The organism is Parapusillimonas sp. JC17, assembly GCF_052180245.1.
Taxonomy (GTDB): Bacteria; Pseudomonadota; Gammaproteobacteria; order Burkholderiales; family Burkholderiaceae_B; genus Parapusillimonas.
On record NZ_CP197474.1, the window covers coordinates 972033 to 986563 of the forward strand.

Annotated in this window: 15 protein-coding genes; 6 read left to right on the forward strand and 9 right to left on the reverse strand. The window is 60.8% G+C overall.

What is annotated here, in order from left to right; genetic code table 11:
* Positions 1-72 precede the first annotated feature (72 nt).
* Both pyrF and ACSBPU_RS04710 read right to left on the reverse strand, forming a co-directional pair.
* Positions 73-906 carry an orotidine-5'-phosphate decarboxylase gene (gene pyrF, locus ACSBPU_RS04705; RefSeq protein WP_442596041.1) on the reverse strand — a complete coding sequence of 278 codons (834 nt, stop codon included), beginning with the start codon at positions 904-906 and terminating at the stop codon, positions 73-75.
* Positions 907-969: 63 nt separating this feature from the next.
* Positions 970-1362 (reverse strand): diacylglycerol kinase, encoded by a 393-nt coding sequence (locus ACSBPU_RS04710; protein ID WP_442596043.1) that lies wholly within the window; start codon positions 1360-1362, stop codon positions 970-972.
* A 94-nt stretch (positions 1363-1456) separates the two neighbouring features.
* On the opposite strand from ACSBPU_RS04710, the gene ACSBPU_RS04715 reads away from it, so the two are divergent.
* Complete coding sequence (locus ACSBPU_RS04715) at positions 1457-2236, forward strand: SDR family NAD(P)-dependent oxidoreductase (RefSeq protein WP_442596045.1); 780 nt, start codon at positions 1457-1459, stop codon at positions 2234-2236.
* A gap of 135 nt (positions 2237-2371) precedes the next feature.
* Here ACSBPU_RS04715 and groL read toward each other — a convergent pair whose 3' ends face one another.
* Both groL and ACSBPU_RS04725 read right to left on the reverse strand, forming a co-directional pair.
* Positions 2372-4018, reverse strand: coding sequence for a chaperonin GroEL (groL, locus tag ACSBPU_RS04720; protein WP_442596047.1), 1647 nt, complete (start codon positions 4016-4018; stop codon positions 2372-2374).
* A 31-nt stretch (positions 4019-4049) separates the two neighbouring features.
* Complete coding sequence (locus ACSBPU_RS04725) at positions 4050-4337, reverse strand: co-chaperone GroES (protein ID WP_180065501.1); 288 nt, start codon at positions 4335-4337, stop codon at positions 4050-4052.
* 380 nt (positions 4338-4717) lie between these two features.
* On the opposite strand from ACSBPU_RS04725, the gene ACSBPU_RS04730 reads away from it, so the two are divergent.
* The 4 genes from ACSBPU_RS04730 (at position 4718) to ACSBPU_RS04745 (ending at position 8419) form a co-directional block, all read left to right on the forward strand.
* Positions 4718-5206 (forward strand): CopG family ribbon-helix-helix protein, encoded by a 489-nt coding sequence (locus ACSBPU_RS04730; protein ID WP_442596050.1) that lies wholly within the window; start codon positions 4718-4720, stop codon positions 5204-5206.
* Between the two features lie 283 nt (positions 5207-5489).
* Positions 5490-6773 carry a PQQ-dependent sugar dehydrogenase gene (locus ACSBPU_RS04735; protein ID WP_442596052.1) on the forward strand — a complete coding sequence of 428 codons (1284 nt, stop codon included), beginning with the start codon at positions 5490-5492 and terminating at the stop codon, positions 6771-6773.
* Positions 6760-7146 carry a c-type cytochrome gene (locus tag ACSBPU_RS04740; RefSeq protein ID WP_442596054.1) on the forward strand — a complete coding sequence of 129 codons (387 nt, stop codon included), beginning with the start codon at positions 6760-6762 and terminating at the stop codon, positions 7144-7146. The genes ACSBPU_RS04735 and ACSBPU_RS04740 overlap by 14 nt, the downstream gene beginning before the upstream one ends.
* Positions 7147-7201: 55 nt before the next feature.
* Positions 7202-8419, forward strand: a complete 1218-nt coding sequence (locus tag ACSBPU_RS04745; protein WP_442596056.1) for an MFS transporter — start codon at positions 7202-7204, stop codon at positions 8417-8419.
* Here ACSBPU_RS04745 and ppk2 read toward each other — a convergent pair.
* The 4 genes from ppk2 to ACSBPU_RS04765 all read right to left on the reverse strand — a co-directional run bounded on the left by ppk2 (position 8413) and on the right by ACSBPU_RS04765 (position 12152).
* Complete coding sequence (ppk2, locus tag ACSBPU_RS04750; RefSeq protein ID WP_442596058.1) at positions 8413-9321, reverse strand: polyphosphate kinase 2; 909 nt, start codon at positions 9319-9321, stop codon at positions 8413-8415. The genes ACSBPU_RS04745 and ppk2 overlap by 7 nt on opposite strands.
* Before the next feature lie 186 nt (positions 9322-9507).
* Entirely contained in the window at positions 9508-10404 is an 897-nt protein-coding gene (locus tag ACSBPU_RS04755) for a DMT family transporter (protein ID WP_442596060.1), read from the reverse strand.
* On the reverse strand, positions 10401-11321 hold the full coding sequence (locus ACSBPU_RS04760) for a bifunctional helix-turn-helix transcriptional regulator/GNAT family N-acetyltransferase (protein WP_442596062.1): 921 nt from the start codon (positions 11319-11321) through the stop codon (positions 10401-10403). Before ACSBPU_RS04760 ends, ACSBPU_RS04755 begins: the two co-directional genes overlap by 4 nt.
* Positions 11322-11396: 75 nt before the next feature.
* On the reverse strand, positions 11397-12152 hold the full coding sequence (locus tag ACSBPU_RS04765; RefSeq protein WP_442596064.1) for a sulfite exporter TauE/SafE family protein: 756 nt from the start codon (positions 12150-12152) through the stop codon (positions 11397-11399).
* An 84-nt stretch (positions 12153-12236) separates the two neighbouring features.
* Here ACSBPU_RS04765 and ACSBPU_RS04770 point away from each other — a divergent pair, with 84 nt between their 5' ends.
* On the forward strand, positions 12237-13220 hold the full coding sequence (locus ACSBPU_RS04770) for a LysR family transcriptional regulator (RefSeq protein ID WP_442596066.1): 984 nt from the start codon (positions 12237-12239) through the stop codon (positions 13218-13220).
* On the opposite strand, the gene ACSBPU_RS04775 is transcribed toward ACSBPU_RS04770, so the two are convergent.
* Positions 13214-14500, reverse strand: a complete 1287-nt coding sequence (locus tag ACSBPU_RS04775) for a saccharopine dehydrogenase C-terminal domain-containing protein (RefSeq protein WP_442596068.1) — start codon at positions 14498-14500, stop codon at positions 13214-13216. The genes ACSBPU_RS04770 and ACSBPU_RS04775 overlap by 7 nt on opposite strands.
* Between the last annotated feature and the right edge of the window lie 31 nt (positions 14501-14531).

Below are 14531 nucleotides of genomic sequence, written 5' to 3' on the forward strand. Positions count from 1 at the left end.
GGTCTGACCCCTGGATCTTTCGAGCAGCGTCGCTGGGGTCAGACCCCGCATGGGGTCTGACCCCTCACCGTCTCAACATGGGGTCTGACCCCTCGGAACCGCATTGATTGCATCGCGCGTGGCGCGCGCCGCCTGCGCGGCGGCTTCGCGCCAATCGTCTCCCGAGCTGGCGTACAGAATGGCCCGGGACGAATTGATCATCATGCCATTGCCTTGCGCATTGGCGCCCGCCCGGACAGTGGCGGGGATGTCGCCGCCCTGTGCGCCTATGCCCGGGACCAGCAAAGGCATGTCTCCCACGCGCGCCCTGACTTTGGCGATTTCATCGGGGAAAGTCGCGCCCACCACCAGGCCGCATTGGCCATTGGTATTCCAGCGCTCGGCCACCAGGCTTGCCACTTTCAGATAAAGCGGCGTGCCTTCCGCATCTTCCAGGAATTGCAGATCGGATCCGCCCTCGTTCGAAGTGCGGCACAGCACGATCACGCCCTTGCTTTTCCATTCCAGATAGGGCTGCAGGGAATCGAAACCCATGTAGGGATTCACCGTGACGGCATCCGCCTGGTAGCGCTCGAATGCTTCGCGGGCGTACTGCTCGGCGGTGGATCCGATATCGCCACGCTTGGCGTCAAGAATGATGGGCAGTTCGGGATGGTGCGTGAGTATGTAGGCGCAAAGTTCTTCCAGCTGATCTTCGGCGCGATGCGCGGAAAAATAGGCGATCTGCGGTTTCACCGCGCACGAGTACGGGGCGGTTACATCGACGATGGAGCGGCAGAACTCGAAAATGGCATCCGGACGCCCTTGCAGCTCGGCCGGGAAGCGCTGGGTATCGGGATCCAGGCCGACTGTGAGTAGCGATCCGCTGCTGGACCAGGCGTTTTCGAGTTTTTGCGTGAAAATCATGGAAGAGGCGTCAAAATAATGGATGCAGCCGAAGATTATAGGCTGCGGGATGGGGCGTGCCAGTCAGCTCCAGGCGCCGAAGCGCGCACCGAGCACGGTCACCCATACGGCGGTGGCAAAGAGAATGGCCAGCAGCACCGCCGCACTGCCCAGGTCCTTGGCGCGGCCGATTAGAGGGTGATGATCCAGAGTGATCGTGTCGGCCAAGGCTTCCAGCGCGGAATTGACGAGTTCGACGATCAGCACGAAGACCAGTACGCCGATCAGCAGCAGTGCCTCGACGACGCTGCGGGCCAGGAAAATGGCGGCGGGCACGAGCACGCAGGCCGCCAGAAGCTCCTGCCGGAATGCGGCTTCGTGCCGGAATGCGGCGTTCAGCCCCTTGGCCGAATAGCGCAAGGCGTTCAGCAGCCGGCCGAATCCGCCCTTGCTTTTGTAAGGTGAGTGCACTTTCATTGCGTTGTTCTATGGATTGCAGACCCGGGTGAGAGCTTACACTATCACCGCGCCGGCGTCGGTACGACCCGCGTTATTTCAGGAGAGCAAATCAATGGTTCAAGCAAAAAGGCCACTCGCATTGGTGACGGGGGCGGGAAGAAGCATAGGCCGATCGATCGCGCAGGCGCTGCATGAACGCGGCTACGCAGTCGCCGTGACGGACTTCGACGAGGAAAGCGCCGGCACGCTGGCAGGCGAATTGTCACCGGATGGCGACAGCGCGCGGGCCTACCGCCTGGACGTGAGCTCGGCTTCCAGCATCGCACGGGTCTTCGAATCCGTCGAGCGCGAGATGGGCGACATCGATGTGCTGATCAACAATGCCGGTGTCTACCCCAGCCAGCCCGCGCTCGAAATGAGCGAGGAGGAGTGGGATCAGGTCATGGACACCAATCTGAAAGGCACATTCTTCTGCAGCCAGGCATTGGCCCGGAGCCTGGTCAAGCGCGGTACAGGAGGCAGCATCGTCAACATCGCGTCGACATCGGCTTTTTCTGCCCGTACGGGCGTTGCGCACTACGGCGCATCGAAGGCCGGCGTGGTGATGCTGACCAAATCGCTGGCTCAGGAATTCGGCCCCTTGGGCATACGCGTCAATGCCGTGGCGCCCGGATTGGTCGAGGTGCGCGAAGGCCTGGTTTCGCCCGCCTATCGCGATCAGATCAGCACCGTCATTCCTTCCGGCCGCATCGGCACGCCCGATGATATCGTCGGCGTCGTCGCCTTCCTGCTCACGTCCGAGGCAAGCTATGTCAACGGCGAGTGCATTGTCGTCGATGGCGGTTTCCTGACGGGGCGCTTCGTGCAACGCGCAGCGGCCCGCACGGCGTAAAAGCGGAAAGCAAGAAAGGGGAAGGAAGGTCTCAACGCCGTTTTCGCCCATAAAAAATCCCGGCTCGAGGCCGGGATTTTCTTTGCAGGCGAGGCCTGGGCGAGCCGGCGGTAGTGCCGGCTCTGGCAATGAGGCTTAGAAACCGCCCATGCCACCCATGCCGCCCATACCGCCCATGTCGGGCATGGCGGCGGCTGGCTTGTCTTCCACGATTTCAGCCACGGCGACTTCGGTCGTGAGCAACAGGCTGGCAACCGATGCCGCGTTTTGCAGCGCGGTGCGGGTTACCTTGGTGGGATCCAGAACGCCTTGCTCGACCAGGTCACCGTACTCGCCGGTGGCGGCGTTGTAGCCGTAGTTGCCCTGGCCGTTCGCCACGTTGTTGACCACGACGCTCGGCTCGTCGCCGGCGTTGGCAACGATGGTGCGCAGAGGCGCTTCGATGGCGCGCAGGATCAGCTTGACGCCGGCGTCCTGATCTGCGTTGTCACCCTTGACGGCCTGCACCGCTGCCTTGGCGCGGATCAGAGCAACGCCACCGCCGGGAACAATGCCTTCTTCCACTGCGGCGCGGGTTGCGTGCAGCGCGTCTTCGACGCGTGCTTTCTTTTCCTTCATTTCGACTTCGGTCGCCGCGCCAACGCGGATCACGGCAACGCCGCCGGCCAGCTTGGCCACGCGCTCTTGCAGCTTTTCACGGTCGTAGTCGGACGTGGCTTCTTCGATCTGGACGCGGATTTGCTTGACGCGCGCTTCGATCGACTTGCCGTCGCCGGCGCCGTCGATGATGGTGGTGTTTTCCTTGGCAACTTCGATGCGCTTGGCCTGGCCCAGGTCTTCCAGGGTGGCTTTTTCGAGCGACATGCCGGTTTCTTCGGAGATAACCACGCCGCCGGTCAGGATGGCGATGTCTTCCAGCATGGCCTTGCGACGGTCGCCAAAGCCGGGGGCCTTGACGGCTGTTGTCTTCAGGATGCCGCGGATGTTATTGACAACCAGGGTGGCCAGCGCTTCGCCTTCGACGTCTTCAGCCACGATCAGCAGAGGACGGCTGGACTTGGCGACTTGCTCCAGCACGGGCAACAGGTCACGGATGTTGCTGATCTTCTTGTCGAAAATCAGGATGTACGGATCGTCCAGGACGGCGACTTGCTTGTCCGGGTTGTTGATGAAGTAGGGCGACAGGTAGCCGCGGTCGAATTGCATGCCTTCGACGACGTCCAGTTCATTTTCGAGCGACTTGCCGTCTTCGACGGTGATGACGCCTTCCTTGCCGACCTTGTCCATTGCGTTGGCAATGATTTCACCGATGGAGGAGTCGCTGTTGGCCGAGATGGAGCCTACCTGGGCGATTTCCTTGCTGGTGGTGCAAGGCTTGGACAGCTTCTTCAGTTCTTCGACGGCAACGGCGACAGCCTTGTCGATGCCGCGCTTCAGGTCCATGGGGTTGATGCCGGCGGCCACGTACTTCAGGCCTTCTTCGACGACGGCCTGCGCCAGAACGGTGGCAGTGGTGGTGCCGTCGCCGGCGTTGTCGGAGGTCTTGGAAGCGACTTCCTTGACCAGTTGGGCGCCGATGTTTTCGAATTTGTCTTTCAGTTCGATTTCCTTGGCAACCGACACGCCGTCCTTGGTGACGGTGGGGGCGCCGAAAGAGCGATCGAGCACGACGTTGCGGCCTTTGGGGCCCAACGTGGTCTTAACAGCGTTGGCGAGAGTGTTTACGCCACGGACGATGCGCACGCGCGCGTCATCGCCGAACAGTACTTGCTTAGCAGCCATTGTCTAATTCCTTGTTTGATTCGGTATCTGATTACTGGACCACGGCGAGAATTTCTTCTTCGCGGATGACGAGCAGTTCTTCACCGTCGACTTTGACGGCCTGGCCGGCGTACTTGCCGAACAGAACCTTGTCACCGACTTTCAGGTCTACAGGAAGCACTTTGCCGTCTTCCGTCTTTTTGCCGGGACCGACAGCCACGACTTCGCCCTGATCGGGCTTTTCGGCGGCGCTTTCAGGGATGACGATACCCGAGGCGGTAGTGCGCTCGTTGTCCAGACGCTTGACGATCACGCGATCGTGCAAAGGACGCAGTGCCATGGAGGAACTCCTGTTCAATAGTAATTAATCAAAAAAAGGCGGGGGACGTTGTTAGCACTCATCCCCTTCGAGTGCTAATTATAAGGACGAAGTTTTATTCTTCAAGAGGGGCGGTAAGTTTTGTTACATTTGAGTCGCTCCTGGTGTCCATGTCGAACGCCACTGAGGTTTGAACTTCCGCCACTCAGTTCTGAACTCCGAAAAATGGCTAGATCTAGCGCTGTTGCGTGTTTCAGGGCAAAAATGGGGTTGGGGTGGGATTCAGAAACGGGGCGTTTCTATTGTTTTTGCTGCCTGGAATGTATAGGCAGTGCCTCGTTGGCCCATGACAATCCTAATGATCTACTTGGCGTTAACTCAGCTTATATGGAGGGCGTGGCATGAAGATGACAACCAAGGTGCTGACCGCACATGTGCCGCTCCATCTTGCCGACAAGGTGGACAAGATGGCGGCGCGACTTGGACGTTCACGCGGCTGGGTCATCCAGCAGGCCCTGGTCGCTTGGATCGCTCAGGAAGAAGAACGGGATCGGCTCACCTACGAGGCGTTGGCCGATGTGGATGCAGGTCGGAGCATTGAACATCAGGCGGTGAAATATCGCGGCCGTCTGAATCACTGCAGTCAGTTTGGCTTTGGCATCCCACTGATCCGCCTGCGTCGACTTCTTGGGCACAATAAATCCCTTGGCTCGAAACTGCTTCTTCCAATTATAGAGACTTGCCTGCGAGATGCCGGTTTCACGGCTCACGGCGGCCACCGTCTGATTGTGCGGGGGCATCAACTTTCTGACCACCTGTTCTTTGAATTCTGCGCTGTAGCTGGGCACTGCTTCACTCCATCCGCTCACTCAAAAACTCAAATCAACTGAGCGGACATCTATTGTGACAGAGGGGGCAGGACCTGGCCGAGAAGATACGAAAGCTCGCGGGCAACACGTCCGTGGATACGCCGCTGCCCGAAACACGCATCGGCCTGGGTTGTCCAGACTGAAAATCGACATTCCACTCAGTTTGGAGTTTTGTCACTCGGGAAAATGGCGGATGGCGGCCCGGCCCCTTCACGAAGAATGTTCCAAAAGCAGTTATCGAGCGTAGAATCAGAACGCCCTCCGCAATTGCAGAGGGTCAGTAAGCCCAATCAAGGAGACGACAATGCAGCGCATTAAGAAATGTGTATCAGCAGTTGTAGTCGGACTGGCGTTCGGCGCGCTATCAAGCGGCGTGATCGCGCAGGGTCAGGGGAAGGTTCCGGACAACATTGAAAAGCTCATGAACATGGGCACGACAGGCGCCTCGCTGGATATCGAGTCCATCCCGCAAACAGGTGATCGTGCCGAGGCAATCAAGCGCATTCTCAAGAACATCAAGCTTCCCGAGGGATTCGCGATCAGCCTCTATGCCATTGTGCCCGATGCCCGGCACATGGCGGTCGGGCCCTCGACCGGCGTCGTGTTTGTCGGCACTCGGAAAAACAAGATCTGGTCGGTAACAGACCGGACCAAGAGCCGCGTAGCAGACGACGTGAAGCGTTTCGCGCCTTCCGTAAGCTTCAAGGTGCCGAACGGATTGTGCTTTTCCAAGGACGGCTTTCTGTACAGTGTCGAGCACAACCGCGTGCTCGTGTTTCCGGCAGCCGAGTTCTTCTATGAAGGGCCGGATGTCGCCGCAGGCATTGTCGTCCCGCAAGGCGAGCTCATACCGGTGGCTGAAGAAAGCTTCAACCACGGCGCACGCACCTGCCGCATCGGTCCGGACAACAAGCTGTACATCACGCTCGGCAATCCATACAACGTGCCGCCCAAGGAGAAACTCGAGCTTTACGACAAGACCGGCATGATGGGCATCTTACGGATGGACGCAGACGGCAAGAACCGCGAGGTCTTTGCATACGGGGTCCGTAATTCGGTTGGTATGGATTTCAACCCCAAGGACAAGGTGCTCTGGTTCTCCGACAACCAGGTGGATGGCATGGGAGACGATATTCCACCGGGCGAGCTGAACCGCGCGCCCCAGGCCGGCCAGAATTTTGGCTTCCCGTATTACGGGGGCGGCAAAATACGCACGGTGGAGTTCAAGGATGCCGACCCGCCCGCCGACGTGGTGTTCCCTCAGGTCGAAACGGACGCCCACGCCGCTGACCTCGGCATTCACTTTGCCAAAGGCGAGATGTTTCCCGAAAAATATCGCACTGGCTTGTTTTCGGCTCAGCATGGGTCGTGGAACCGAACCACGCCTATCGGCGCGCGCATCCTCTTCACGAGCTTGAAAGAAGACGGCACGGCCGGCGAGACGGAGATCTTTGCGGAAGGCTGGCTGAGCGACAAGAACGAGTACCTCGGTCGCCCCGTCGACGTCGCCTTTCTGCCCGACGGCTCCATGCTGGTCTCGGATGACATGGTGGGCGCCATTTATCGGGTCGCGTATGAAGGGAAGTAGCAGCATCCGGCGGCCGGCTGGGAGCGGCGATGGCAGATTCGCTCCCAGGTGGCGCGGCTCGGTCTCGATCTTCGTTGGTCTTGGCTTGGCCGGCCTGGCCTCGCCCTCCTGGAGCGGGGATATCGAGGCCGGTCGGGCCAAGTCCATGCAATGTGCGGTGTGTCACGGCGCCAAGGGTATTGCAACGGCCCCCGACGCACCCAATCTCGCCGGCCAGAACGAAATGTACCTGGTGAAAGCGCTGAAGGATTTCAAATCCAAGGCGCGCGAGGACGAGGTGATGAACCTCATGGCGGCCGGCCTCAGCGACGACGACATGGCCAACCTCGCAGCTTACTACCAGAGCATGGAGATACAGCTCAAGACGCCATGATAATCACGGGGTCAGACCCAATGGGTCTGACCCCTCGGCCCAGAAGAAGAAAAGAATGATCGCTGAACCCAATGTCGGTGTTGCAGTCAGGTTGGGAATCGCACAAACCTTGGCCTGGGCCTCGTCCTATTATCTGCCCGCGATGCTGGCGGAAGCGATGGCGCGCGATCTCGGCATCTCGGTCGCCATGGTATTTGCCGCCTTCAGCGCTGCCCTCATTGTTTCCGCGGTGTTGGGTCCGTACGCCGGCCGCCTCATCGATCGTTCCGGAGGACGGCCCGTGCTGGCCGCATCCAGCGTCATATTTGCGCTGGGACTGGCGGGACTGGGCCTTGCCGAAGGCCCGGCGGGCATGTTTTCGGCGTGGCTGATCATAGGTATAGGAATGGGCTGCGGCCTGTACGAGGCGGCATTTTCCGCTCTTGTCGCGCTCTATGGAACCAGGTCGCGCGGCGTCATTACCGGCATCACGCTGATTGCGGGCTTCGCCAGCACGGTCGGCTGGCCGCTTTCCAGCTATCTGGAACTGCAGATTGGATGGCGGGGGGCATGCTTTGCCTGGGCGGCGCTCCATCTGACTTTGGGGCTGGCACTCAATCTCAGCCTGCCCAGGCTGGCGGCGCCCGGCCGCGCCGACGCCGCAGCGGCGGAGGACGATTTCGCGGATGACACGGCAACGCCGTCCCGAAACGCGCATCGCTGGGCCTCGATCGCGCTTTCCTTTGTATTCGCGGCCACCTGGTTCATCAGCACCGCAATGGCCGCGCACTTGCCAAGACTGCTGCAGGCCGGTGGTGCGACCTTGGCCACTGCCGTCATGGTGGGAGCGCTCATCGGCCCGGCGCAGGTGGCGGCGCGTTTATTGGAATTCGGATTTCTGCGCAACATACATCCGCTGCTTTCAGCTCGTCTTGCCGCGGCGCTGCATCCCATCGGCGCGCTCGCCTTCGGGGCCATCGGCGCACCCGCTGCCGCGGCGTTCGGCATCCTGCATGGCGCGGGTAACGGTATCTTGACGATCGCCAAGGGTACGTTGCCGCTGGTGATCTTCGGGCCGGCCGGCTACGGCAGCCGCCAGGGCCTGCTCATGGTGCCCGCGCGCATCGCCCAGGCCATGGCGCCATGGCTTTTCGGCATTTGCCTCGAAGCATTCGGCGTACGGGCATTATGGCTTTCTTCCGCCATTGCTTTAGGAGCGCTGCTCGTGCTGATGGCTCTGCCTGCCGGACTCTCTGCGAGTTCGCGTCGCGCCGACGGCCGCGCGCATCAGTAGATCGCCGGTACGAACATGTCCGGGGGCAATGGATTCCTGGTGTAGTCCGGGTGATGTTCGCGAGCAGGCAGGGCGATGGGCTCGTGCACCACTTCGCCGTAGGGAATCTGCGCCAGCAAATGCGATATGCAGTTCAGGCGGGCGCGCTTCTTGTCCACACCTTCGACTATCCACCAGCGCGCCTCCGGGATGTGGGTGCGCTCGATCATTTCTTCTTTGGCCTTGGTGTAGGCTTCCCAGCGGCGGCGTGATTCCAGGTCCATGGGCGACAGCTTCCATTGCTTCAACGGGTCATGCATGCGCATCAGAAAGCGGCGGTGCTGTTCATCGTCGCTGATTGAAAACCAGTACTTGATCAGCACGATGCCCGAACGAACGAGCATTTTCTCGAACTCCGGCACATCGCGGAAAAACTGCTCGTACTGCTCGTCGGTACAGAAGCCCATGACGCGCTCGACGCCGGCACGGTTGTACCAACTGCGATCAAACAGGACGATTTCGCCGCCGGCGGGCAGATGCGAGACATATCGCTGGAAATACCATTGCGTCTGTTCCCTGTCGTTCGGCGCGGGCAAGGCGGCTACCCGGCAGACCCGGGGGTTGAGCCGCTGCGTGATCCGCTTGATCGCGCCGCCCTTGCCGGCGGCATCACGTCCCTCGAAGATGACGACGACTTTCAATCTGTTGGCGACCACCCAGTCCTGAAGCTTGACGAGCTCGCCCTGCAAGCGCAGCAGCTCCCGGAAATACAGGCGCCGGTCCATGCCGTCGGCGACCTGATCGTCGCCGGACAGCAAGCGTTCCATGCGCCCGTCGTCCATTTCCATTTCGAGTTCTTCATCGAAGCTGTCGATCATCTCGGCATAGAGCCGTTGGGTGTGCTCGGATAGATTGTTTGTCATGAGGCGGCGCTTTTCAGGGAGCAGACAGGGATGGACGTGCACCATATCAAAGATATATGACGAACATATGGCATGCGGCTGATGTGGATCAACCACGCCGCCTCGCCCGCGCCTGGTCAGCCGTCCAATGGACGGCCAGTGCCGCCTGCCTTTTAGCGTTAACGGGCCCTAAGCGAATCAGCCCGCTCACGGCCGCAGCGGGCCCCCTGCAGGCCGAAGGCATGCCAAAAGCAGCCCTGAGACCACCAGCGCGATGGAAACAAGGAGCTGCCAGGATGGCGGCTGTCGTGAAATCGCCAGTTCTATGGCCGCGGCGGTCACTGGGCCCAGCGCCTGGAACGCGACCACCTGACTGGCGTCGATTTTGGCCAGCGCCCAAAGCCAGCAAAAATAGCCCAGCCCGCTGGATAATCCGATGAAGCCCACATTCAGCCATTGGACGGTGGACAGCTCGGGCGCAAGAGGCTCGCCCATGACGAGGCAAAGGCCGGTCAGGAAGACCACCGCTGCGCACATTGCAAGCATGCTGGTGGGCAGGGTGGCATAGCGCCGCAAATAGGGGCGATAGAGAATGCTGCAGACGGCGCCGATCGCCGTCGCTCCTATCAAGGCGGCGAGCGCCGCGGGGTCCCTCTGCTCGGTGCCGACGGCCGGTGACGATGAAAGCAGCAGAAAGCCGACGCCGCAGATTGCCAGCAGCAGGCCGGCCAGCTTCCCCGGGTGGTAGGACTCATGCCGCAAGGCAATGGCCAGGCACATGGTGAACAGAGGCATGGTGGAGAACACGAGTGCGCACGTTGCCGCCGAAAGCGTTTCCAATGCATGGTTCAGCAAGACAATCAGTATCGCAAACTGGAATATCCCGATGATGGCGATGGCGGCGGCGTCCTTGAGCGGGAAGCGCGTGCGCGACGTCAGCAGGACGGGTATGCAAAGCACGCCTAGTCCGATCAAGTAGCGCAGGAAGGCGAGTGTGGCGGGCGACGCGTCGGGGGATACCACCCGTGTGGACACCATGGCTGCGCCGACGAGCACGCCGGTCGTCGCGGCGGCGACCGTGGCCGCGCGGTGGCCGGCCGTCACAGATCGCGCGCCCAGATCTGGCCGACCAGGTCTTTGCCGAAGCTGTGGTGCGGCTCTTCCTCGACGAGGCGAAAGCCCGCGCGTTCGTAGATTCTGCGCGCATCGACCAGCACGCTGTTGGTCCAGAGCATCATCTTCTTGTAGCCTGCCAGCCGGGCGAAGCGCAGGCACTCATCCACCAGCCGGTGGCCGATGCCCAGACCGCGTGCCGCGGCCTCGACATACAGCAGGCGCAACTTGGCGGTTTCCGAGTCATGCCTGACGACAAATGCCGAGCCCGCGACTTTGCCGTCCTTCTCGGCGATCCAGCATCGTTCGCCCGTGGGGTCGTACTCCCTTATATACTTGGCGACGATCTCGGCCACCAGCGCCTCGAAGTCGGCATTCCAGCCATATTCCTGCGCGTACAGCGCGCCATGCCGGTGGACCACCCAACCCATGTCGCCCGGTCGCGGATCCCGCAGCAGATAGTTGGGCGATGCGCCGCCAAGCAACTGCTGGATTTGTTCCATTGCGCCCACCAGCTGCTCTTGCCCGGGTTCCGAAAGCTGCTTCAGCATGGCCATGACTTCGTGGCGCGAGGCCTCGTTCAAAGGCGAAAAGGTCTTGCGGCCTTTGACGGTCAATTCCAGCTGCATGATGCGCGCGTCCGCCGCGGAGCGGGTTTTGACGATCAGCCCCTTCTTTTCGAAACCGGTGATCACCCGGCTCAGATATCCCGCATTCAAGCCCAATTCCCGGCATAGGTCTGACGCCGTGAGCCCCGAGCGGTGCGCGAGTTCATACAGGATACGCACTTCGGTCAGCGAGAATTCGCTGTTCAAGAGATGTTCATGCAGTACGCCGATCTGGCGCGTATAGAAGCGGTTGAAACGGCGAATGGTTTCTGCGCGGGCCTGGAGAGCATGGGATGGCATTTCGGGAGCCGGATGATATATTTGCCTGAAGCATATTATTGATTGCCTCAGGCAAATAATCAAGCGCGAGCTGCATCAAAGGAATGGACGCGATGCCAGCTTCACGCCAAGCAGCAGCAAGAACAGCAGGAAGCAAAGCCGGAATGTTTTGGCGCTGATGCGGGCGCGGACTTTCTGGCCCAGCCACATCCCGGCCAGGGAGGGCAGAATGGCCAGCGAGGACCAGCCCAGCTGGCCCAGGCGGAAGGCATCATGAGCTGTCAGGCCGACCATCAGGGCGACTGTAGAAACAGTAAAGGAGAGTCCCAGCGCCTGAACCAGTTCGTCCTTGTGCAGGCGAAGCGATTGCAGATATGGCACGGCGGGCATCACGAAAACACCGGTGGCGCCCGTGATGCCGCCGGTGAACAGCCCGACCAGCGGCGACAGCCACGGTTCTTTGCGGGGCGATACGCCCAGCGGCGGAGAGAACAGCGCATAGGCGGCATAGACGATCAAGGCGGCGCCCAGGCTGAAGCTGGACCATATCGGGTCCACGCTTACCAGCCACGCCGAGCCGGCCACCGTGCCCACGACGATGCCGAGCATCATGGGCCATAGACGCTTGACGATGCTTCGCAGGGACGGCCCTGCAAGCAGCTGCCAGACATTGGTCACGAAGGAAGGAATCAGAAGCAGGGCCGCCGCCGCAGCCGGCGGCATGAGGGTGCCGAGCAGCCCCATGGCGACGGTGGGAAGACCCATGCCGGTGACGCCCTTGGCGAAGCCTGCCACGAAAAAAATGGAGGCCAGAGGAAGCAGGAGAAGAGGCGTAAGTTCGTTCATCGGCATATTGGATCGCGAATCGCGCTGTGGCACAATGCGGTTTTCATATGCCAGCCTTCGGCTCAGCCGAAGGCGGAACTGGGGACGGCCATGCGGCTCGATCTGTCGGATCTGCGGCTATTTCTTTGCATCGTGGACGCGGGCAGCATCACGCAGGGGGCGCTGCGGGCAAATCTCGCCCTGGCTTCCGCCAGCGAGCGCCTGCGCGGCATGGAGGCCGACCTGGGCTTGAAGCTGCTCGAACGGCGCAGCCGCGGGGTGGCGACAACGGAAGCGGGCGAGGCGCTGGCCCATCATGCGCGGCTGATTCTTCGCCGGCAGGCTTTGCTGAAGGGAGAACTGCGCGACTTCGCCCTGGGCGCGCGCGGGACCATACATCTATATGCCAATACCGCCGCGCTGACGGTATTCTTGCCGCGCACGCTGGGTCCCTGGCTTGCGGCTCGCCCGGGCCTGAGGGTCGAGCTGAAGGAGCGAACGAGCGTGGAAATCGTCCGGATGCTCCACGCCGGGCTTGCCGAGGCCGGCATCGTGTCCGACGCGGTCGACGCGAACGGCCTGGTCCGCAAGGCCATCGCCAAGGACCATCTCGCCTTGATCGTGCCTCGGGCGCATAGGCTTGCGGAATGCGCTGCGGTGCGATTCATCGACATCCTGGACGAGGCTTTCGTCGGTCTGACGTCCCGCAATGCACTTCAGGAGCACATCGAGGCGCATGCCCGCGCCGAAGGACGCGATCTGGCCATGCGCGTGCATATGAAGACATTCGAAGGCGTATGCGGCATGGTGTCGGACGGTGTGGGCGTGGCGATACTCCCGCGCAGCCTCGCCGGCCGATACCGGCGGAAAAATGGATATCGGACTATTCCGCTGGCCGAAAAATGGGCAAGGCGGCAGCTATGCTTGTGCTTTCGAGACTGGAATGAGTTGTCGCCGCCCATTCAAAGCCTGCTTGTGCATCTGGGCGCGAAAAGCCAGGCGCCCGCTGCCGGCCTTATGCCAGAATGGGGTCAGACCCGTACGGGGTCTGACCCCGTCGGGCGGCGTAATGCGCTAGGGCAGTGGCGTCAATAATTGACGAGCATCCGGGGCTTCGATTCATAGGCCGATTCCTGCCGAGGATGCAAGATGCGATCGCCCTGCGCGTCTTTGATCCGGCTCACCAGGCCCATGCGGTTCATGAGCTCAATGAAAGGCGCGGCATCCAGTTCTTCCACATTGGCCATCTGGCCGACGTCCCATGTTCCTTTGGCGATCAGCATGGCCGCGGCCACTGCGGGAACGCCGGCGGTGTAGGAGATCGCCTGGCTTCCCACTTCCTCGTAGCACTCTTTATGGTCGCAGGTGTTGTAGATCAGCACTTGTTGCGCTTGTCCGTCCTTGGTGCCCTGGATCAGATCGCCAATACATGTTTTGCCGGTGTAATTGGGCGCAAGCGACGCGGGATCGGGGAGCACCGCCTTGACCACTTCCAGCGGTACGACTTCGACGCCCCTGGCGGTGCGCACGGGCTGTTCGGACAGCAGGCCCAGGTTCTTCAAGACGGTGAATACATTGATGTAGTGCTCGCTGAAGCTCATCCAGAAACGGATATTGGGCACACCCAGGTTCTGCGACATCGAATGCAATTCGTCATGGCCCGTCAGGTAGGTGGTGCTGGTGCCGGTGACCGGCATGTCCCAGTCCTTCCGGCGTTCGAACATCGAATTCGCCTTCCATTGATTCTGTTCCCACGACCAGACGGTCGAGGTGAACTCGCGGAAATTGATTTCGGGATCGAAGTTGGTGGCAAAGTAGCGCCCATGGTTGCCGGCGTTGATGTCGATGATATCGATGGAGTCGACGCGGTCGAAATAGGTGTCCAGGGCGAATCGCGCATAGGCGTTGACCACGCCGGGGTCGAATCCCACCCCGAGAATGGCGGTGACACGGGCGTCCTTGCAGGCCTGGCGCCGTTTCCATTCGTAGTTGCCATACCAGGGCGGCGCTTCGCACACCTTCGCGGGGTCCTCGTGTATAGCGGTGTCGAGATAAGCGGCGCCGGTTTCGATGCAGGCAGTGAGGACCGACATGTTCAAGAAGGGAGAGCCGACGTTGATCACGATCTGGCTGTGGGTCGCCCGAATGAGAAACTTGGTGGCCTCGATATCCATGGCGTCGAGTTGATGAGCTTCCAAACGGCCGGCGCTCTGCAGACTGCCCTTTTCGTGAATTGAATCGATAATGGCCTGACACTTGCCAAGCGTGCGCGAAGCAATATGGATATCGCCCAGAACCTTGTTATTTTGAGCGCACTTGTGTGCTGCGACATGAGCCACGCCACCCGCGCCGATAATAAGGACGTTTCGTTTCATTGTTTGACCTCTCTCGTACAAAATTGAACTG